This is a genomic window from Parabacteroides sp. CT06, from assembly GCF_002257605.1.
Lineage (GTDB): Bacteria > Bacteroidota > Bacteroidia > Bacteroidales > Tannerellaceae > Parabacteroides > Parabacteroides distasonis.
Window position 1 is genome coordinate 4,987,562 of record NZ_CP022754.1, and the last position, 22,803, is coordinate 5,010,364.

General features: G+C 44.8%; 13 protein-coding genes. All 13 read left to right on the plus strand.

Going from position 1 to position 22,803, the window contains the following annotated elements:
- Positions 1-104 precede the first annotated feature (104 nt).
- The 13 genes from CI960_RS21710 (at position 105) to CI960_RS21780 (ending at position 22,763) form a co-directional block, all read left to right on the plus strand.
- A complete protein-coding gene (locus tag CI960_RS21710) occupies positions 105-2,951 on the plus strand; it encodes a TIM-barrel domain-containing protein (RefSeq protein WP_005860210.1) in 2,847 nt (948 codons plus the stop codon).
- Between the two features lie 107 nt (positions 2,952-3,058).
- Positions 3,059-5,587 (plus strand): sugar-binding domain-containing protein, encoded by a 2,529-nt coding sequence (locus CI960_RS21715; RefSeq protein WP_094582570.1) that lies wholly within the window; start codon positions 3,059-3,061, stop codon positions 5,585-5,587.
- 22 nt (positions 5,588-5,609) lie between these two features.
- The gene (locus CI960_RS21720) at positions 5,610-7,808 is read left to right on the plus strand and encodes a glycoside hydrolase family 3 C-terminal domain-containing protein (protein ID WP_005860207.1); all 2,199 of its coding nucleotides are present in this window, start codon (positions 5,610-5,612) and stop codon (positions 7,806-7,808) included.
- A gap of 148 nt (positions 7,809-7,956) precedes the next feature.
- Complete coding sequence (locus CI960_RS21725) at positions 7,957-8,907, plus strand: Dyp-type peroxidase (RefSeq protein ID WP_005860205.1); 951 nt, start codon at positions 7,957-7,959, stop codon at positions 8,905-8,907.
- 1,097 nt (positions 8,908-10,004) lie between these two features.
- Positions 10,005-10,910 (plus strand): hypothetical protein, encoded by a 906-nt coding sequence (locus CI960_RS21735; protein WP_005860203.1) that lies wholly within the window; start codon positions 10,005-10,007, stop codon positions 10,908-10,910.
- Positions 10,911-11,297: 387 nt separating this feature from the next.
- The gene (locus CI960_RS21740; RefSeq protein ID WP_005860201.1) at positions 11,298-11,864 is read left to right on the plus strand and encodes an RNA polymerase sigma factor; all 567 of its coding nucleotides are present in this window, start codon (positions 11,298-11,300) and stop codon (positions 11,862-11,864) included.
- A 399-nt stretch (positions 11,865-12,263) separates the two neighbouring features.
- Positions 12,264-13,268 carry a FecR family protein gene (locus CI960_RS21750; protein ID WP_011967150.1) on the plus strand — a complete coding sequence of 335 codons (1,005 nt, stop codon included), beginning with the start codon at positions 12,264-12,266 and terminating at the stop codon, positions 13,266-13,268.
- 224 nt (positions 13,269-13,492) lie between these two features.
- On the plus strand, positions 13,493-17,056 hold the full coding sequence (locus CI960_RS21755) for a TonB-dependent receptor (protein WP_005860198.1): 3,564 nt from the start codon (positions 13,493-13,495) through the stop codon (positions 17,054-17,056).
- 20 nt (positions 17,057-17,076) lie between these two features.
- Positions 17,077-18,906, plus strand: coding sequence for a RagB/SusD family nutrient uptake outer membrane protein (locus tag CI960_RS21760; RefSeq protein WP_005860196.1), 1,830 nt, complete (start codon positions 17,077-17,079; stop codon positions 18,904-18,906).
- A gap of 13 nt (positions 18,907-18,919) precedes the next feature.
- The gene (locus tag CI960_RS21765; RefSeq protein ID WP_005860194.1) at positions 18,920-19,762 is read left to right on the plus strand and encodes an endonuclease/exonuclease/phosphatase family protein; all 843 of its coding nucleotides are present in this window, start codon (positions 18,920-18,922) and stop codon (positions 19,760-19,762) included.
- A 35-nt stretch (positions 19,763-19,797) separates the two neighbouring features.
- A complete protein-coding gene (locus tag CI960_RS21770) occupies positions 19,798-20,712 on the plus strand; it encodes an endonuclease/exonuclease/phosphatase family protein (RefSeq protein ID WP_005860191.1) in 915 nt (304 codons plus the stop codon).
- 449 nt (positions 20,713-21,161) lie between these two features.
- Entirely contained in the window at positions 21,162-21,704 is a 543-nt protein-coding gene (locus tag CI960_RS21775) for an RNA polymerase sigma factor (RefSeq protein WP_005860189.1), read from the plus strand.
- A 75-nt stretch (positions 21,705-21,779) separates the two neighbouring features.
- Positions 21,780-22,763, plus strand: coding sequence for a FecR family protein (locus tag CI960_RS21780; protein WP_005860187.1), 984 nt, complete (start codon positions 21,780-21,782; stop codon positions 22,761-22,763).
- Positions 22,764-22,803 lie beyond the last annotated feature (40 nt).

Below are 22,803 nucleotides of genomic sequence, written 5' to 3' on the forward strand. Positions count from 1 at the left end.
GCGAACCCTTTAATTTTGCCAACGAATGAAGAACCATTTTTCTTGTATGGAAAAACCTGTTCGGACTCATTGCTGATCGGAAATAATTAAAGAATCTATAGAATATGAAACAACACATCGCGGTATTCACGTTAGGGCTTTCCCTGCTGACTTCCTGCATGACTGATTCCGCTTACCGGAAGGTCGAGAATGGCTTGGTCGCCGATATCCGTTCCGGACAGGCGAAGGCTGTTAAATTGGAAGTAATCTCTGATGATATTATCCGGGTAATCGCCTCTCCGGATGGTAAGTTTTCCAACCAAGTGAACTTGATCAAGGACACGAAATCGTTGCCCGCCCCATCGTTTCAGATAACGACCTCGGGGGATACGATCATCGTAAGTACGCAAACCACACAGGCCCGTCTTTCACGGGAGACCGGAGAGGTTCGCTTTACCGACGCCAACGGACACACGATCCTTCGTGAGAAGACAAACGGAGGCAAGGAATTTACGCCGATCGAGGTGGAAGGAACCAAAGGCTATACCTTACGTCAGGTATTTGAGAGTGAGGACGAGGAAGGGCTTTACGGCCTAGGACAGCATCAGAGCGATGAGTTCAACTACAAAGGCAAGAACGAGGAGCTTTTCCAATATAACACGAAGGTGAGCGTGCCGTTTATCGTTTCCTCAAAAGGGTATGGTGTACTTTGGCATAACTATTCCTTGAGCCGTTTCGGCGACAAGCGTCCATACGCCGATTTGGGCGATGTCTTTGGCCTATACGGAAAAGACGGGAGGGCAGGGGCGTTGACCGCTACCTACTATACGGATAAGGCGAAGAATTCCGTTTTAATCCAGCGGGATGAAGATAAGGTAGATTATGAGAATCTGAAAACCATCAAGAACCTGCCGGCAGACTTCCCGAAGCCGAGCGCTTCCGCTACTTGGGAGGGCGAGATCGAGGCGAAAGAGACGGGTACTTATCATTTCAAACTACATTACGCCGGTTATACCAAGGTATTTGTGAATAACGAGGAGATCATCCCGGAACGTTGGCGTGCGGCATGGAACCCGAATGATTACAAGGCTACGGCCGATCTGGAAAAGGGCAAACGCTATCCGATCCGTATCGAATGGTTGCCGGATGGCGATGTCTCTTATATCGGCTTGAAGGTATTATCTCCGCTACCGGAGGAGGAGCGGGAGCGGTTGGCTTTCTGGTCGGAAATGGGGGATGATATCGATTACTACTTCATCAACGGAGAGTCTTCCATGGATAAGGTGATCAGCGGTTACCGCACGGTTACGGGCAAGAGCCAGATCATGCCGAAATGGGCGATGGGATTCTGGTTGAGCCGTGAGCGTTATAAGACGCAAGAGGAGCTATTGACCGCCTTGAACGAATACCGCCGGCGGCAGGTTCCCTTGGATGTGATCGTACAGGACTGGAGCTATTGGCCGGTAGATGCGTGGGGCAGCCATGAGTTTGATAAGGAACGCTTCCCGGACCCGAAAGGCATGATTCGGGAAATCCACGATAAGGATGCCCGTATCATGATCTCCGTATGGCCGAAGTTTTATTATACGACAGAGCATTATAAAGAGTTGGACGCGCTGGGTGCCATGTATCAGCAGGCGATTAAGGATAGTATCCGCGACTGGATTTATCCGGGTTATATCGGTTCTTTCTATGATGCGTACAACCCGGAAGCCCGCAAGCTTTTCTGGGAACAGATGAACGAGCATCTGTATTCCTTGGGCATTGACGCTTGGTGGATGGACGCTTCCGAGCCGAACGTACAGGATAATACGGACATCGAATACCGGAAGGCGCTTTGCGGACCGACTTATCTGGGCCCGTCCACGAAATACTTCAACGCGTATGCCTTGGAGAACGCCGAGGCGATCTACGACGGACAACGTAGCGTAAACCCGGATGACCGTGTATTCTTGTTGACCCGTTCCGGTTTCGCCGGCCAGCAACGTTACTCTACCGCTACATGGAGTGGTGATATCGGTACTCGCTGGGAGGATATGAAAGCGCAGATCAGCGCCGGCTTGAACTTCGCCATGTCCGGTATCCCTTACTGGACGATGGATATCGGTGGCTTCAGCGTGGAGAACCGTTATATGGCTGCTAAGGAAGGTAGCGAGGATTTGAGGGAATGGAGGGAGTTGAACAACCGTTGGTATCAGTTCGGAGCTTTCTGTCCGTTGTTCCGTAGCCACGGGCAATATCCTTGCCGCGAGATCTATAATATCGCTCCGGAAGGATCGCCTACGTACCAATCGATGAAGTATTATACCGAGTTGCGTTATCAATTGATGCCGTATATCTATAGCTTGGCCTCCAAGACGCATTTTGAGGATTATACGATCATGCGTGCCATGGTGATGGATTATTCGAACGATGAGAAGACTTACGATATAGACGATCAGTTTATGTTTGGTCCGGCCTTTATGGCATGCCCGGTGCATAAGTATAAGGCCCGTGAGCGCAAGGTATATTTCCCCTCTGGTGTCTGGTACGACTTCTATAGCGGCAAGTGTATACAAGGCGGGACGGCGATGGACGTAGATGCTCCTTACGAGCGTATGCCTTTGTTCGTGAGAGCCGGCTCTATCGTACCGACCGGAAAGGTAATCCAGTCTACGAAAGAGGAGCAGAAAGACTTAACCGTCTCTGTTTACGCCGGTGCCGACGGCTCCTTCACCTTATATGAGGATAATGGCGTGACCTACGATTACGAGAAAGGAAATTACGCTACTATCCCGTTTGTTTATGATGATGCGAGGCGAACGCTCACGATCGGCGCACGGGAGGGCGACTATCCGGGCATGATCCGCGAGCGTCAGATCACGGTACGTCTCATCACGCCGGAGAATCCCTCTGGCAAGGACGTGACAATATCTTACCAAGGTAAACCTCTAGTTGTAGAGATGGGGCACGCCCCGTCTCAACCCCTCTAAATGGTAACTTTAAATAATACCCATCAGTCTGTGCAGAGACGGGGCACGCCCCGTCTCTACAACTGGGTAGTATCAATTAAACTATATAATCACTAATGATACCACTGATGAATCGGCCACTTGCGTGGCTTCTGGGCCTATTGCTCACCGCCTGTTCCCCCGCTGGGGAGCAGGTGCGTGAACGTAGCTCATGGAATGACGATTGGAAGTTTGCCTTGTCGGATAGCGTTCAGGATTATTCATCCCCGGACAGCGATGATTCCACTTGGCGTATCTTATCCTTACCGCATGATTGGAGTATCGAGGGGGATTTCTCCCTCGACAACCCGTCTACCCCGGGTGGCGGTGCGCTACCGGGCGGGATTGGTTGGTACCGAAAGACATTTACCCTGCCGGAGACGGATCGGGATAAGGTTATCTATGTGGATTTCGACGGGGTCTACCGGAATAGCGAGGTCTGGATCAATGGTCATTCGCTGGGATTCCGCCCGAATGGTTATGTATCGTTTCGTTATGACTTGACGCCTTATTTGAGGTATGGAAGCCAACCGAACGTGATCGCCGTGAAGGCGGATAATAGCGAGCAACCGAACTCCCGCTGGTATTCCGGCTCCGGTATCTACCGTAACGTATGGTTAGTAAAGGTGAATCCGGTGCATGTGGACAACTGGGGCACTTTCGTGCATGATATGAAGATCTCATCGGAGGAGGCCACATTCGCCTTGGAGGTGAGAATAAGGAATAGCTCGGAGGCGGATAGGGAGGCCGAAGTCTCTACCTCTATTTACGATGACCGTAATAAAGTTGTTACGGCATCCGTAACAACTCTGTTACGGGTACCGTATACGCCCTGTTACGACACCCGTATGCGGGAGGCATCTGTCGATCATCAGTTCTCGATCCCAAATCCCAAGCTTTGGAGTCCCGATTCTCCCTCGCTCTACACGGCCGTCACGGAAGTGAAAGTGGCCGGCAAGGTGGTAGACCGTTATGAGACGGTATTCGGATTGCGTACGTTCCGTTGGGATTCCGCTACCGGCTTTTATTTGAATGATAAGCCTTTGAAGATAAAAGGGGTTTGCCTGCATCATGACTTAGGCTGTCTGGGTGCCGCCGTGAATACACGGGCTATCGAGCGCCAGCTGCGGATCATGAAGGAGATGGGAGCGAACGCGATCCGTACCAGCCATAACGCCCCGGCACCCGAGTTGCTGGATCTTTGCGATCGTATGGGGCTTCTGGTACAGGATGAGTCTTTCGATATGTGGGAACGCCGTAAGTCCCCGTACGATTACGCCCGGTATTTCGCGGAGTGGCACGAGCGGGATTTGACGGACGAGATCTTGCGTGACCGGAATCACGCCTCTGTTTTCATGTGGAGTATAGGCAATGAGGTGCTTGAGCAATGGAGCCATGCCGACGCTACCGAGCTGGATCTGCAAGCGGCGAACCTGATCTTGAATGCCGGCCATGCCATCGATCCCGCTTTGCTGAAGGATACGACCCTTAGCCGTCAATCCTTGATCACCCGTCATTTGGCGGGTATCGTGAAACGTCTGGATACCTCCCGGGTCGTTACCGCCGGCTGTAACGAGGTAAACCCAGCGAATCATCTGTTTCGCTCGGATGCCTTGGACGTGCTGGGCTTCAACTACCATGAGCGATATTTCGAGCCGTTTCTCCGGAATTTCCCCGGAAAGAAACTGATCGTGAGCGAATCTACCTCGGCCTTGATGACCCGTGGCTATTATGAGATGCCGTCCGATCATATTTATATCCGTCCGGAATCGTGGGACAAGCCTTTCGAGGCTCCCGAGCATGTTTGCTCCTCTTATGATAATTGCCATGTACCTTGGGGCTCTACGCACGAGAAGACTTGGCATCTGGTGAAGACGCTTCCGCATGTATCCGGCCTGTTCGTCTGGACGGGTTTCGATTACTTGGGAGAGCCTACCCCCTATTGGTGGCCCAGCCGGAGCAGCTTCTTCGGTATCGTGGATCTGGCGGGTTTCCCGAAAGATGTATATTATATGTATAAAAGCGAGTGGACGGATGAACCCGTATTGCACATTTTCCCGCATTGGAACTGGAAGGTAGGCGAACCGGTGGATATCTGGGCCTATTATAACAATGCCGATGAGGTAGAACTATACCTAAATGGAAAGAGCCTAGGCGTACAACAAAAAACGGACAGTACCTATCATGTCTCTTGGCGTGTGCCTTTCACGCCCGGAACCTTGAGAGCCGTCTCCCGCTTAGGGGGTAAGGAGGTCTTGGTGAAAGAGATCCATACGGCAGGAGAGCCGGCCCGTTTGGTCTTGACACCGGATCGTAGCGTCATCCAAGCGGATGGCTCGGACCTATCGTTTGTAACCGTAGATGTATGCGATATCGATGGTAACCGGGTTCCCGACGCTACTCCATTGATCCGTTTCTTCGTGGAGGGCCCGGGTGAGATCGCCGGAACGGATAACGGAGATCCGAACGATCCGAACAGCCTCCGTAAACCGAAACGGCAAGCCTACTACGGAAAAGCCTTGGTCGTGATCCGGAACAAGGGCGGACAAGGCGACATCCACTTAAAAGCCATAGCCGAGGACTTACCCGAGGCGACGGTAACGATTCAAGCGCAATAATAAACCTATAAATAAAGAGGAAATGAAAAAGATAATAGGCGTGATCGCTTGCGGGCTATTCTTGAACGCGGCTGCCGCGAGCTCGCAGGTCACGGATAAAGAGAAGGTACAAATGGAGAAACGTATCGAGAAACTGATTAAGAAGATGACCTTGGAGGAAAAGGTCGGGTTGTTGCATGGTAACTCAAAATTCTATGTTGCCGGAGTAGAGCGTCTGGGGATTCCCGAGTGGAGCTTGAGCGACGGGCCTCACGGGGTACGTGCGGAGATCAATCGCCACGATTGGGCGTATGCGGGTTGGACAAATGATTCCGCCTCTTATTTCCCGACCGGCACGGCTTTCGCCGCCGCTTGGAACCCGGAGTTGGCTTATCGCCGGGGCGAGGTGCTGGGCGAGGAGGCTCGTTGGCGTAAGAAGGACGTATTGTTGGGCCCGGGCGTGAATATCATTCGCTCCCCGCTTTGTGGCCGTAACTTCGAGTATATGAGCGAGGACCCTTATATGAACTCCGTATTGGCGGTCGCTTATATCAAAGGCTTGCAGAGCCGTGACGTAGCTTGTAGCGTAAAGCATTTCGCCGTGAATAACCAAGAGACAAACCGTACGACTGTCGATGTGGAATGTAGCGAGCGTGCCTTGCGTGAGATTTATTTACCCGCTTTCAAGGCGGCCGTACAGGAGGGAGGCGCCTTGACGGTAATGGCCGCTTATAATAAATTCCGTGGGGAGTTCTGCGCGGAGAATAACTACTTGGTTTGCAAGATCCTTCGGAATGAATGGGGATTCGATGGCGTATATGTAACCGACTGGGGAGCCGCCCATAGCACGATTCCTTCTATGGAGGCAGGCTTGGATCTGGAGATGGGCACGCTGATCGATAAATATGAGGATTGGTATTATGCCAACCCCTTGATCGAGGCTGTTAAGTCTGGTAAGATTCCTATGAGCTTGGTGGACGAGAAGGTGGGCGATGTCTTACGTGTGATGATCAAGACGAATGTCTTGGACCCGAAAAAGCGTTTCGGCCCGGGCTCCATGAATACGAAAGAGCATCAGCAAGCCACTTACGACGCGGCTGCCGAAGCCATTGTCTTATTGAAGAACCAGAATAATCTTCTCCCGTTGGATTTCTCCTCGATCAAGAGTCTGGCGGTAATTGGCGATAACGCTACCCGCAAACATTCCAATGGTGGCTTGAGTTCCGAGATCAAGGCGGTTTACGAGGTAACTCCATTAGAGGCGCTTCGTGCGAAATGGGGCGATAAGGTGGATATCCGTTTTGCCCAAGGTTATGAGAAGCTATCTACTTTCGTGGAGGGAAGCAATAATGGGCAAAGCTCTGGTACTTTCTCTTCCAAGACACAGGAAAGCGACGCGTTATTGAAAGAGGCGGTAGAGGTTGCCCGTACGAGTGACGTGGCCCTTTTGGTTTGTGGTTTGAACCATGATTATGATACCGAGTCGTTCGACCGTCTGAATATGGATATCCCATACGGGCAGGTTGAGTTGATTCAAGAGGTGGTAAAGGCGAATCCTCGTACGATCGTGGTCATGATCGCCGGATCGCCGTTGAATATGGCCGCCGTGGATATTTGTTCCCCGGCTATCGTTTGGGCTTGGTTCAACGGTATGGAAGGAGGAAATGCCTTGGTAGACGTATTATCCGGCAAGGTGAATCCGAGCGGAAAGATGCCGTTCACCACTCCCGTGAGCTTGGATCAATCTCCGGCGCATGCGTTGGGCAACTTCCCCGGCAGGGATCTGAAAGTGAATTATGAGGAAGATATCTTGGTAGGTTACCGCTGGTTCGATACGAAGGGGCTTCCGGTCGTTTATCCGTTCGGTTACGGCTTATCCTATACGACATTCAACTATTCCAATCTGAATACGGATAAAAAGACGTATGATCAAGCGGACACGATCCAAGCGACTTTCACCCTAACCAATACTGGAGACCGTGAAGGAGCTGAGGTGGCCCAATTGTATGTAAGCGATCCGGTTTGCTCCGTGATGCGTCCGGTCAAGGAGTTAAAAGGCTTCAAGAAGGTATTCCTTAAACCCGGTGAGAGTCGGCGAATCACCTTGGACATCCCCGTATCCTCTTTAGCTTTCTATAGTGAGGCACAAAGCCAATTCGTCGTAGAACCCGGCGAGTTCATCCTCCAACTAGGAGCCTCCACCTCAGATATCAAGCAGAAGATCAGCATCGACGTGAAATAACTACCCAGTTGTAGAGACGGGGCGTGCCCCGTCTCTACAAATAGATATTGAAAAATAACCGCTAGGACATTTTTCGTTACATTTCCTTGAACAAGAGCGCATCTATAGAGTTATATCCATATAATAACAATATAATTAAAGATGTGCTATGAACTCTCTACAAAATCCATTGAACGCTAACTATCCGCAAGATGTTACCCAAAAACCGGGCGAGAATGCGGTTTTCATTGTCTATGCTCTAAAAGATCTCCCCGACACGATTGATAAGGTAAAGGACGTGTGCGCTAATTTCTCCGCTTTGATACGTAGTATGCGCAATCGCTATCCTGATATGCAATTCAGTTGTACGATAGGATTCGGGGCGGATGCTTGGAAACGCTTCTTTCCGGAGCAAGGAAACCCCAAAGAATTGCAACCGTTTGAAGAGATCAAAGGAGTTAAGCTTACGGCTGTTTCTACCCCCGGGGATTTACTATTCCACATCCGCTGTAAGCAGATGGGACTGTGCTTTGAGTTCGCCTCCATTATAGACCAGAAACTGCGAGGTGTCGTGGAATCGATCGATGAGACCCACGGTTTTCGGTATAGAGACGGTAAGGCGATTATCGGTTTCGTGGACGGTACGGAGAATCCTGCCGTGGATGAAGACCCCTATCGTTTCGCGGTAATAGGCGATGAGGACCCCGAGTTTATGGGCGGAAGTTATGTATTTGTGCAAAAATACATTCATGATATGGTGGCATGGAATGCGCTTCCAGTGGAAGAGCAAGAGAAAGTCATCGGTCGCCGTAAATTCAACGATGTTGAGCTATCAGATGAGGAAAAACCGAAGAACGCTCATAACGCCGTGACGAACATCGGAGACGATCTGAAAATAGTCCGTGCTAACATGCCATTCGCCCATACTTCCAAAGGTGAGTACGGTACCTATTTTATCGCCTATGCCAGCACGTTCAGCACCACCCGACGAATGCTGGAGAATATGTTCGTCGGTGATCCCGTAGGCAATACGGATCGTCTGCTGGACTTCAGCACGCCGATAACGGGAACTCTTTTCTTCGTTCCGTCGTATGAGTTGCTTGATAAGTTAGGGGAATAATTATTTATCCATCCTTAACTATCTAGTTAACAGACTTCCGCAGTGCCAATCATTTTCCATATCGTGGCACGTCAGTGCCATCAGCGTGGCATAGTTGTGCTTTCCTTATGGCAATGGTGTGCCACTAGGATGGCACAGTCGTGCCATCATGATGTGCTTATCTTTTAATGAAAGGCTTGTTGACTGATAAGGTTGGAGTTACGGATAACAGAAGTAAACCGCCTATTATCAATACTTCAAATATCCATAGCGGTTATATAGTGTTGGGAGTGTAGACGCGTGTTGTATGTCGTTTGCGGATTTCAACCCGGATTTATGAAGTTAACTTACTTGGTCATTTAAGTTAGCTTACTTTGCCAATGAAGTTAACTTACTTTGCCGTTGAAGCTAACTTACTTTGAAATGTTAGTTAACTGGTAACTTTCTACCTAAAAAAGCCATTTGGCAATGTACCTAATCTTTTTTGCGCTATAAAAGTGTTTTGTAAGGTCATTCCATAAACTTTAGGGTAGTAGTCTTCGTACTGTTTGATGGATTGCCATCTTGATTTTTTCCTTAATAATCAATTATAATTAAAGAATATATCATATATTTGCCTAGCTAGTAATTAAGACAGAAAAGCAAAAGGTAAAAGCGTAGGTTTTTATCTACTTATTCTTTCTTTGTTGGTAGTAAAACAATGATAAAATAGAAAACGTATGGATTATTATAGGCTAAAATATTTTTAATACGTATATTTGCGACAATAAAAGGCTTTTAAGTTAGAAGCCTATATGTGTTGCGTGTGATATTTGTGCGATGTGATAAAATCCGCTAAATTTTTCAACATTTGAGAAGCACAAAGAAGGCCCCGCAACCCTTTACCGAATATACGTGTTATCTATGCTGTTAAAGTATGGATAAGATTACTGTATATAGATAAAGGGGGCGTGCGGCTGACTTTACTCAAATGTGGGTCTTAGCGGAACCTTTGTCACGTAATGTTCAGCCAATCGCCCTTTCTTTATTTTATAATGAAAGGCCAGCTCTTCAATATAACGCCAAATAACGCCCTTTTTAAAGATAAATAGTATAAGTTTTACTTTAATCAAATAGTTATGCCTGAGTTTATTACTATTGAAGAAGCAGCTCGTATCACCGGCTTTCCATCTCAAGAAATCCAGCAATGGGCGATATCTAAAAAAATAACATCTTACGTCGTGAAGCAAGGTGTTCGCCTAGTCGATCTGACCAATTTGCGTGAATTCATTTCCCATATCGAGCGTATGGGAATACAAAAGCTATACCTGCAACTTATCATCCAAGACAAGGAAGAAGAGATAAACGAGATCATCTCCCAATTCGATGATTACCTTTTCTGCCTGCGATCCCTTAAAAACATCTCTCCCCTACTTAAACTCATTATCGCCGAACTATCAACATTCATACACGACAAGAAAGACCGACTTATCTTTACGGAAATAACTTCCGGAGCCAAGATAGAAGACGTAGCCAAACGTTGTGGTATATCCTACGACGGAATCTGTCGCCGATATAAGGTCATATCGCTCCGCTTGCAAGAAAACATGGGCTTCCTGACCGAATACAAGAAAACAATCACGAACCAAGACCTTGAGATAGAACGTCTGTGGATAGAGAACAGGAACATGGAATACGAATTGAGAAGATTATATAAAAAGGCGCTCCAAAACGGTCTATGTATCGAATCTCCCCGATCACTTATCCCCGTTCCCTTAAATGCCGCGAAACGGATATGCCAACCCATTACCCGTCTCACCTTAGCGCCCTATATCCGTAAATGCCTTACAACCTTGAAAATAGAAACCATAGAAGATATTCTACGTTACGCCCTCAAAAACGGACTCGACTCTTTATTAGACCTTCCCGGCTTTGGCGCTCTTGGTTTGGCCCAACTGAAATTCCAACTCGAAAAGCATAAGATAATCGATAAAACCGGACATTCCGACCTTTATCAATATATCATTTGCGAAGCGGATAATTAGTGAGGACATTCTTTGTCCTCAAGTAGAATTTAACTAGATTTCAAGGATACTCATACTGTATTTACATTTTTTTGTATATTTGCGATATGTAATGATGCTTGTTTATATTTGGATATTTATTAGTAACCTTGTACTTGGTTCTGATGAGACCATGTCTTGTTTATAATATAAATATCTAAATAACAACCATCTAGTTCGTTTTTTCTTTAGTTCTCCACTGCCATCGGTAATTTTACTATTTAGTTATCCGCTGATTATCTTTATCTTATCATTCATATCATCTACACTAACCGACATAGTTTCATCAGAACTCATGTATATGAAAACTGCAAATATGCAGAAAGGAGATAAGATTTGTATGGCGTGGATATGTAATATATATGTAATATGAAAGTGGATGGACATTTGCTTATAGATCTGAAGAATGGAGATGAAAAGGCTTTTGAGACTCTATTCTGGAAATATAATGAGCATGTATATCATTTTATTTACTCATTACTATATGAAAAATCTATGGCAGAGGACTTGACCCAAAACGTTTTTCTTAAGATTTGGGAGAAGCATGAGACGATAGATGTGGAGCAAAACTTTGACGCCTATCTATTCACCATCGCCCGTAACTTAGTTTATAAAGAGACAGAGAATCGGCTACTCTCCGAGAAACTGACGGAAAGCCTACAACGACAGCTATCAGATGTTGATTCGCTTATGGAAGAGCGAATTGATGCGGAGTCTTTACGGGAATATATTAATAGCTTGATAGAAGAATTGCCGTTGTCCCGTCGGGAGATATTTCGTTTGAGCCGTCATGAGCATTTATCCTATAAAGAAATAGCGGAACGCCTCTCTATCTCTGAAAAGACTGTGGAGACACAGTTGAGTAGGGCTTTGCGTTTTTTGCGAGATCGACTTTCTTCTGATGGCTTTCTTTGCCTTATAACACTCTTTTTATAGTTAATAAGCATTAAATATCTTGTGGTTTGTAGGGGTAGATAGTTTTATCGGATATACGTATGTATATGATTGGAGTGGAAAATGTATTTGTCGATTGATTACGGATATAAGACTATTCAATATTTGCGTGACAAACGATGATAAAGAACTAATAGCCTTGGGCTGGGATGATGATTATCATCTGTATTGTTTTGATCAGTCAAAGGTTATGTCGGTTTGGTAGTGAAAAACATTTACTCTATTGAAAATCCTTTTCGTAACCGTACATGCGGAAAGGAACATCGACCGTTTACTTATGAAGGCGGAAAATAAGTATGATATTAATTTGTGTTAAATCATGGATCTCTCGATTTTTTTGTGTAAGGGTAAAGCTCTTCTTCGGGATATACTTATTACACGATGAGAAAAACGTATACACATATCGAATTATTGGATCGCTTTATGAGTGGTAAGACTTCACCGGAAGAAGAGCGAACTCTTTTGGCGTGGTTTAGCGATTCCGATCATAAGGAAGAGATCATGGCTTTTTATATGTCTAGATGGGAAGAATCTTCCGGGAAAAAGCTTCCTCCTAAGCTACAAGGACAGATGTTCTGTGAGATTAAAAAGCGGATAAGACAAGAGAAGAAAACTTTGGAGATAAAGAAGAAACCGCATACCTTATGGAAGTGGCTTTCTTATGCGGCGGTGGCATTCGTATGTATAAGCCTTGGAATTGGTTCACATTGGTATTATATGAGACAGGTTCCATTATCCGATCCATTGGATTATGTGGTGTCAGCAGATAATGGGCAACGTGCTAGCGTGGTTCTGCCTGATGGGACGAAAGTATGGTTAAATTCGCATACTAAACTTAATTATAAGAGTGATTATGGCGTGAAAGAAAGATCAGTTTCTTTATCTGGTGAGGCTTATTTTGAAGTTTCGAAAGATACATTGCGCCGTTTCTTGGTAAATGCGGGGGATATGGAAGTCGAGGCGCTAGGCACAGCTTTTAATGTGAAGGCGTATGAGGAAGATGACGAGGTGGTTACGACCTTGTTTGAAGGCAGTGTACGAACAGTGGTTGGAAAAGAGTTTGTGATTCTGTCTCCGGATGAGAGTGCGGTTTTTAATAAGTCTAGTCATATATTATCTGTTAATCACCCGACAAATGCTTCTTATGCCCGTCTTTGGCGTACGAATGAACTGGCCTTCTCTGGCGAGTCGTTGGAGGAGATCGCGGTATTGTTGAATCGAATGTATAATGTTGAAGTTCGTTTTTTGTCCAATAAGATTAAAGGCTACAGTTTCTCGGGGGTGATCCGGAATAATAGTCTGGATAATGTATTTGAAATAATAAGCCTTACGGCTCCGATTACGTATGTGTCGGTAGGTGATACTATTTATTTAAATGAGAAATAGAAAGTTGAGTGTTAACCTAATAAAGAAGAAGCCTATGAGATGAGCTAGATGATTGTAGTAAAAAAAGAAGAAAGGCAAGGCCCTTCTTCCTCTTAAGCAAAATCACTTGTATATAATATCTTCAAGGAAATAACTAGCCGGTTATAAATAAGATAGAATATGTAAATGATTTGCTTGTAAAGTTACCTGTTTAAAATCTATGTATTATTAAAAAACTTTTAAAAATGAGTAATTTCAAGCACTCTTTTTTCCGGACACTTTTGTATGCCCAGTTATTGTCGGGCTTTTCCGGAGTTGCGATTGCCGCCCAGATATCGTTGTCGGTAAAGGATAGACCGATGCGGGAGGTTATTAAAGAATTAGAGGAAACGACTGAATATCGTTTTTTCTATAATGATGGGATCAAAGGTCTGAATTCTCCGATCTCTGTTGACGTGGAAGATGCGGATATTAATGCTGTAATGGATGCGATAGCAAAGCAAGCGAATGTGGCTTATGTATTGAAATCGGGTCATCAGATCGTTTTATCATCGGTAAAAACTGTTCAGCAACAAGGTAATAAGAAAGTTACCGGTACGATTACAGACCCGAAAGGGGAACCAATCATCGGGGCGAATGTGGTCGTGAAAGGATCTACCAATGGTACCATCACGGATATAGATGGCCATTTCTCTATTGAGGTAACTCCGAATGCGATACTTCAGGTTTCTTATATTGGTTATGTGGCTCAAGATGTTCCGGTAGGCAATAAAGATAATTTGGTTATATCTATTCATGAGGACACGCAGAAGCTGGATGAGGTAGTCGTGGTGGGTTATGGTTCCCAGAAAAAAGTGAATTTGACCGGTGCGGTAGAGCAAGTGACTAGTGATGTATTCGAGGGGCGTCCTACGGCTAACGCTACTCAGATGCTAGAAGGGGTTGTCCCGAACTTGAATATTTCCTTGTCTGATGGTAAACCGGGGCGTACGGCGGATTTTAACGTACGTGGCGCCGGTTCTATCAATGGGGGTAGTGCTTTGGTGTTGATTGATGGTGTGGAAGGAGACCCTTCTATGTTAAATCCGAATGATATTGAGAGTATTTCCGTATTGAAGGATGCTGCCGCTTCCGCTATTTATGGCGCACGTGCTCCATTTGGCGTGGTTTTGATCACGACGAAGAACGCTACGGAAGGTAAGCCGAAGGTGACATGGTCTTCTAGCTATTCATTACAATCACCACAGAATGTGCCGGATGTAGTTTCCGATGGTTATATTTGGGCAAAGCATTTTTATGACGCTTATTTTAATTACAATCAAGCGAATCCTTCCGGTATCAACAAGACACAGCAATTTTCCGTGGCTTGGCTGGATGAGTATAAGCGCCGTCATGAGACGGGCGATTTCGGGACGGTGATCTCTGATGGCTCTATCGGTACAAAAGGCCGTTATGTGTATTATCCGGAAGGAACCGACTATTATGATCTGATGTATAAGAAGAGTGTCTTTGCGCAGAATCAAAATCTTTCCATCTCGGGTTCCGACGGGAAGTTTGATTATTATTTGTCAGGACGTTTCTATAGTTACGATGGACTTTTCGATAGCGATGAGCAAACGGATAAGTTCAAGACCTATAACATGCGTTTCAAGGGAGGTTATCAGTTAACTCCTTGGTTGAAGATCAACAATAACTTTGAGTTTTCCCATAATAAATACTACAATCCGATTACCTATTCGGAAGGATCTGGTGTGGTATGGAGAAATATCGCAGACGAGGGACACCCGTCATCGCCACTGTTCAACCCTGATGGTACGATGACTTATTCTGCCGTCTATACCGTAGGCGATTTGCTTTATGGACGTAGCGGTATTACGACAAAGAACTCCAACTTAAAGAATACTACGACATTCAATGCTAAGTTCTTGGGTGACCGTTTGCGTGTGAATGGTGATTTCACGTATCAACAGAAGACGCAAGAGAAGACCAAGAAACAAGTACGTTCACCGTATGCACGGTCGGTTGATGCAGATGGGGAAAGCCAGATCGAACATATTACGGGTACCTATTCCAATTTGGCAGAGACAACTGATCATACGAACTATCTAGCAACGAACCTTTTCGCAGAGTTTGAGGAAACTTTTGCCGAGAAACATTATTTCAAGGCCATGGCTGGATGGAATTACGAAAAATCTACTTTCAAACGCATCTATGCTTATAATGATGACTTGTTGACGGACGACGTGGACAACATGAATTTGGTGATGGGTACTGATAACCGGAGTATTACCTCACAATGGAAGGCTTATCAGTTTGGCGGCGCTTTCTTCCGTTTGAATTATGCCTTTGATGATCGTTATCTGTTGGAGGTAAACGGACGTTACGATGGTTCCTCCCGCTTCCCGAGTGATGAGCGTTGGGCTTTCTTCCCCTCGGCTTCCGTGGGTTGGCGAATCTCGCAAGAACCTTGGTGGAATGTTAAGTCCGAACATATCTCTAACGCTAAGGTCCGGTTTTCTTGGGGCTCTTTGGGCAATGCGGCCGGATTGAGTAATTATCAGTATATCCAGACATTGGGTATCAGCAAGTCTGATTATATTCTTGACGGTTTGCGGCAGAATTATATGTCATCTCCGGCGGCTCTTCCCGGCAACTTGACGTGGGAAACCGCTACGACGTATGATATAGGAGCGGATTTAGGATTCTTTGATAATCGTTTGACCGTAAGTGGAGATTATTATATCCGTAAAACAACTGATATGATCGTGAATGGTCCGACCGTGCCGGATGTGTTCGGTGCTTCTTCTCCGAAAGGTAATTATGCGGATATGTCTACTTATGGCTATGAGTTGTCTTTGGAATGGAGAGATGGATTTGATTTAGCTGGTAAGCGATTTAATTATAGCATCAAGGGTACATTGGCAGATTACTATTCAGTGATCGATAGGTTTAATAATGCGAATAAGTCATTGAGCGAGTATGCGAATCAATCACTCGACAAGAATTATTATGAGGGGATGCGTATCGGTGAGATTTGGGGATTTGTATCCAATGGTTTGTGGCAGGACCAAGCCAGTATCGATGCGGCTGAGGCTGCCGCGAAAGCTGCGGGACAATCCTATTATAATCCGCTCATGCAAACATCGAAAACCTATAAGTTGTATCCGGGTGATATTAAGTTTGAAGACTTAAATGGCAACGGTTATATTGATCGTGGACAGAATACGGTAGATGATCCGGGCGACCGTAAGATCATCGGTAACGAGGAGCCTCGTTATATTTATAGCTTTACGCTTTCTGCCGATTGGAACAATATCTGGGTGAGTGCTTTCTTCCAAGGAGTGGGTAAGCAGGATTGGTATCCGTCTAATGAAGCCTCTACGTTCTGGGGGCAATACAATCGCCCGTATAACCAGATGCCTTCTTGGCATGTGGGAAACTATTGGACTCCTGAGAACCCGGATGCATTCTTGCCTCGTTACGCTGGTTACTATGCGCCTTTCTATGGAGGTCATAAGAACGCTAACACGCGCTATTTGATGAATGCGGCCTATCTACGCTTGAAGAACATACAGGTTGGCTATAATTTACCGTCGGAATGGATTAAAAAATTGCATTTGACAAATGTGGGAATTTACCTTTCCGGGGAAAATCTCTTTACATGGTCTCCGCTTTACAAGTATTCCAAGGATGTCAATGTATCGAATATCGGTGAATCGGATAAGGACTTGACCTCCAGCAATAGTGGTGATGGATATAATTACCCGATGATGAAGTCGTTCAGCATCGGCCTGAATGTTACATTTTAAAGAATAGGAGATTATACGAAATGAAAAAGAATATACTATTAAGCGGTCTGGTGGCACTTTTGGCTGTATTTTCGGGGTGCGAGATGAATGAGGAACCAAAGTCGGAGGCTTCTGTGGATATGGTGTTTAGCTCCGAGAATGGTTTGAAGACGTATACGTACTCATTTTACAATGTCTTGCCTTCCCGAGGAAGCGCTTTCCGGCGTGATGCTACGGCAGATTATGGGGTGAAAAATTCCTTGGGTGGTATGGAGGTTGGCGCTTATACTACGAATAGCGCGACGAGTTGGTCATGGTCCGCTCTTCGTAATATAAATTTCTTTTTGGAGAATAACGTGAATGAGTCACTAAGCACGACTATCCGTGACAATTATAATGGTATCGCACGCTTGTTCCGTGCTCGCTTCTATTTTGATAAATTGGTACAATATGGCGAGGTACCTTGGATTGATAAGGTATTTAACGAGGCTGAAGACCCGGATCTTTATAACCCGCGTGATACACGTGATGTGATTATCGGGCATATCTTGGAGGATTTGGATTATGCGTATACGAATATATTGGAAGAGGATGTCACGCATAATTCAACGATCGTAAATAAATGGACAGCTGCCGCTTTCAAATCTCGTGTTTGCTTGTTTGAGGCTGCTTGGCGTAAATACCATGCCGCTGACCAATTGGATATCGCTCGTACGGGATGTACGGAATATTCGGCCAAAGATTTATATAAACTAGCGGCTGAGGCGGCTAAGGAAGTTATGGATAACGGACCGTACAAACTTTATACTTCGGGTGCTTATAGCGATGGCCGTGGAGCGTATCGCGAACTTTTCATTGCCGATAAGGCCGTTACCACGGAGGTAATGATGGCTATCGAGACTGACAAGGTGTTAGGACTGGGTGAGCAGAATTGGTGGTATAATTCCTCTACTTACGGACCACACTTATGCATGAGCCGTAAATTTATGCTGTCATACTTGAATGCGGATGGTACGCCTTATGTCGAGAAAAAAGCGGATGGAAGCTATAAGAATTTCGTGGAGGAGACAACAGGACGTGATACCCGCTTGAACCAGACGATCCGGGGAGCGGATTATACCCGCAAGAATGCTTCTGGTGTTTATGAGCCGACCGCGGCTAATTTTACGGGACATACATTGACGGGATATCAGTTTACGAAGTTTGCCATGGATGACGTGGCTTACGATGATGCGGCTACGAATGATAATGACATTCCTATCATGCGCTATGCTGAGGTTTTGTTGAACTATGCTGAGGCTAAGGCTGAATTAGGCGAACTGACTGATGCGGATTGGGCGGCTACGATAGGTGCGCTTCGTTCTCGTGCGGGAATTACGGGAGGCACACCACAGACAGGTACATTGACAACCCGTCCGTCATCCGCAGAGCCTTATATCGCTTCTTATTACCCGACGATCTCTGATCCTTCCTTGTTGGAGATCCGTCGCGAACGTGGTATTGAACTTTGTCTGGAAGGTTTGCGCCTAAATGATTTGAAACGTTGGAATTGTTGCGATCTTTGGGTGAACGATCCTTGGGAAGGTATCTTTATCCCATCACTTAACCAACCGTTGGATGTGAATGGCGATGGTAATTATGATGCCTATTTCTATGATACGGATAAGATCGCTGATGAGAAGTATGCTGCGATTGGTGTCTATGTGGGTACAAATAAGAGTAATGTGCTTAACGTGAAGCCGGTTCAAGGAGGTTATTTGATGGAGTATAATTACGCCGGACGTAGCTGGCCGGCTCGTCAGTACTTATATCCGATACCGGAGGTAGTAATTCAGTTCAATACGAATCTAAGCCAGAATCCGGGCTGGTAATCAAGGGGGTATCATGAGAAACTTAATTATAGTGTTTATCTCTTTATTTACTTTCTGCATAGGGATATCCGGACAACAGAAGTGTAAACTGAACGTGGGTAGTTTTAACCTGCGGTATGATAATGAGGGGGATAAGGATGATTCATGGGTACACCGCAAAGACATGGCGGTATCTTTGGTTCATTTCCATGATTTTGATGTCTTTGGGATTCAAGAAGGGTTGATTCACCAAGTGAAGGAATTAGTGAAAGATGATACGTACACGTATGTCGGCGTAGGCCGGGATGACGGAAAAGAGGCTGGGGAACATGCCGCGGTTTTATTTAAGAAAGATCGGTTTAAATTATTGGACTCAGGAAATTACTGGCTGTCGGAGACACAGGATAAGCCTTCTTTTGGCTGGGATGCGCAATGCCGGAGGGTTTGTTCTTGGGCGAAGTTGAAGGATAAGGTTTCGGGAAAGGAATTTTATTTCTTCAGCGTTCATTTTGACCATATCGGTAAGGTGGCACGTCATGAGTCTGCTTTGATAATGTTGGCTAATATTAAAAAGATAGCGGGGGATTCCCCTGCTATCTGTGTAGGTGATTTCAATGGTACGCCGGATTCTGAGCCTATACAAATACTGAAATCCGATGGTTTACTGTTGGACTCACGGGAAATCTCAAAAACACCACCCTATGGGACGGTAGGAACGACAAACCAATTCAATTTGAATGCCCCGATGAAAAACCGGATTGACTATATTTTCGTCACTAAAGGTATTCAGGTAAATAAATATGGGACTTTGAACGAGTGCCAGTATGGGCATTTCTCTTCGGATCATTTCCCGATAATGATAGAGGCAGAGTTCTAATTTATTGATGTGGATTTAATTTTATGATAAAAGGTATGAAGAAGCTAATTTATTCTTTTTTATTTGTCCTTTGTTCCGTATTTGCGTTACAAGCGGAGTCAATGGTAGTAGCCACCTATAATTTGCGTAATGCGAATGCGGGAGACTCGACGAATGGGAATGGCTGGGGACAACGTTATCCCTACATTGCCCAATTGGTGCAGTTCCATGGTTTTGATATCTTTGGGACTCAAGAAGGTAAATATCATCAGTTGCAAGATCTAAAGAATGCGATGCCCGGTTATGATTATATCGGGGTAGGACGTGATGATGGTAAGCAAGCTGGTGAATATTCTGCCATATTTTATCGTACGGGAAAGTTCGAGGTGCTCGATCATGGGGACTTTTGGTTGTCTACGATAACCGATCGCCCTAATAAGGGATGGGATGCCGTTCTTCCCCGTATTTGCACATGGGGTAAATTTCGGGATAAACAAACCGGCTTTACTTTCTTGTTCTTTAACTTACATATGGATCATATTGGTGTACAGGCCCGTGCGGAAAGCGCGAAACTTATCCTTAAGAAGTTGAAAGAATTTCCGGAGAAGCTACCGGCGATTCTAACAGGTGATTTTAATGTGGATCAACATAATGAATCCTACTTATTACTGGACAATTCCGGTATTATGCGGGATTCTTATCAGATAGCGGATTTCCGGTATGTACCCAACGGCACGTTTAATGCCTTCCATGCGGATCGCAAAACAGACAGTCGTATCGATCATTTATTCCTTACGAAAGAGTTTGATGTGAAAAAATATGGTGTCTTGACGGATACATATCGTTCGGAAGCGAAAGATGCGAAGAATGAGCAAAATGCGAATTTTCCGAAGGAGGTCTCCATGCAAAAACATGTAGCTCGTGTTCCATCTGATCATTTCCCTGTGATGATTGTAGTAGAAGTAAAATAATTCAAACATAAGATTCATGGTAAAAGGGAAGTGTCGTGAGATATTTCCCTTTTTATTTGCTGGGGAGTAAAAGGGAAGATGATCTTATATGAAAAGAATGATAAAATAATCAATCAAATAATAATTTTCCTACTTTTGCGTCACAGGAGATTTGTGGAAAGGCAGGATTAATTTCTTGTAAAATATCCTTCTGAGATCTATTTCAACTGAGTCTCGGCAAGACTATGGTTTTGTTGATAAACTGTAAATTATTCTACCACATATATTTATAATCCAGTTCTCCTTTTCCTGAAATCTCAGATCTCTTTACTAAGCATCTTTTTAAACTTCGGTTACAAACTGAATTTGTTCGCTTTATATCTTCGTTCTTCTTTTTGTTAGCCATAGTCTTGCCGAAACTCTTTTACCTGTAAAGACGATTGTGAATATTCATGATAAATGAAGATTATATGCAGGAAGTTCATGCCGATAAGGTCTTAATGCTAGCGATCGGAAATAATGATTATATCAGTTATAATAAACTGTTTGATCGTTATTACGGGCGTCTTTGTCAGTATGTGTATAGTCTATTGATGGATAGAAATGATGCGGAGGATGTTGTTCAAGAGCTTTTCTTGAATTTATGGAAAAATAGGGGGAGAATAGAGATAAAGGAAAATGTATCAGGATATTTATATCGGATGGCTAAACATCTGGCCTTGAACTTTATCCGATCAAAGGTGCAGACGGGAAGTTTATCAGAGAATCAAGACTTATTACTTCTATCCTATGAGGATAATCAACTGGAAACAGAAGAGTTTAGGATCGCTCTTTATGATTGTATAGACCATTTGCCGGGTCGGAGTAGAGAAGTGTTACTTCTTCACAGGGTAAAAGGGTTGAAGCAGAAAGAAATATCGGAGAAACTATCTATATCCGTGAAAACAATTAAAAATCAAATATGGATGTCTTTACAGAAGTTGAAGGAATGTCTGGAGATGAAGGAGGTATAAAATAATGAGAAAATTTTCAAGGTTCGTATAGGACCTTTTTTTATTTGTGGTGTCATTTAAATAAAGACTAGACTCATGGAGAAGAAAAAGCAAATAGGAGAACACATCGTTGACCATTTATCGGAGAGGATGAATGAGGAGATCGTGGATCCGGTTCTGGATGAATGGTTGGCTGAGGATGAGTCTAATCAAGAAGATTTTAAACGGTATAAAGAGATCTGGAAAGAAACAGGCTCTTATCTGGAGCAAGAAACTTTTAATGCTCAATACGCATGGGATAAGATCGATCGTATCAATAAGAAGAGATATAATAAGCGGAAACGCTTGGTGAATATCGGATATATTATTTCAGGAGTGGCAGCTACTTTATTGCTTGTCCTTGGTTTTTCGAAAATGGGAGTATTTGATAAACAGCCGGAAATGTTGGTTCGAATGACCGCTGATTACGGAAGCCGATCGGAGGTGGTCTTGCCGGATGGTTCCGTTGTTAAGCTGAATTCTGGATCTGATATTACGTATTCCTATAATGCGAAGGAGAAGATCCGGGAAGTGAATTTCCAAGGAGAGGGCTTCTTCGATGTCTCGAAGAACAAGATACCGTTCGTGATCAAGATGAACAATGGATTGCGCTTAAAGGTACATGGTACTTCTTTTAATTTGCAAGCGTACACGGATGAAAAAACAGTTGAAGCCTCGTTGGTGGAAGGTTGTATCGAGCTGGATCATGGGAATGAGAAATTACTAATGAACGCCGGAGACATGGCGGTTTTCGATAAGCAAACCAACCGGATGAGACCGGTATCGGGCGTGTTATCTCATTCGTACAGTTGGCTGGAAGATAAACTCTATATGGATCATATGCCGCTAGCTTCCGTCTGTAAATATCTGGAGAGGAGGTACGATGTAACCATCCATCTTCAAAAGGATTTGGGGAATAGCATACATTACGATGGAGTCATACAGGAGGAAACCATAACGGATATATTGGGTGTACTATCCCGATTGAGTGATATAAGTTATAACGTGAAAGGAAAAAATATAAGTATAACCTCTAAATAAAGTCTGCCTATGAAGTAAAGAACAAGAATCGCATGAATAC